Consider the following 337-nt stretch of genomic DNA (forward strand, 5'->3'; position numbering starts at 1 on the left):
GTGCCATGGACGGGGTAGCCATGACGCTCAATGACTGGAGCAGCGGCATGACTTCATGCTCTTCTAGCGACAGTTGACTGGCAACCGAGCGTATGGCCGCCTCGGCGGCAGAAGACATCGGTGTCGTAGAAGTATCTTGCTGATACGAACTCATCAGGGCCAGGCGTTGGGCAATCTCTTGCAGCTCGTCCTGGGAGGTGGCAGGTAGCAGCTCCGGTGCGGGGAGATCCGCCTCGGACAATGAAACCGATGCCTGCTCACTGCCGAGGTAACTCATCAGTTCGTGGAGGGTTTCTGTATCCAGCCGAATGCCCAGTGCCTCCAAGGCACTGGCAAA

1 protein-coding gene is annotated in these 337 nt (G+C 58.5%); it reads right to left on the bottom strand.

Annotated elements, in window-relative coordinates; genetic code table 11:
- On the bottom strand, positions 1 to 337 hold a 337-nt coding region (locus tag RMT89_RS41825; protein WP_315888991.1), incomplete at both ends, for a hypothetical protein.

The organism is Streptomyces sp. P17 (assembly GCF_032436805.1).
Lineage (GTDB): Bacteria > Actinomycetota > Actinomycetes > Streptomycetales > Streptomycetaceae > Streptomyces.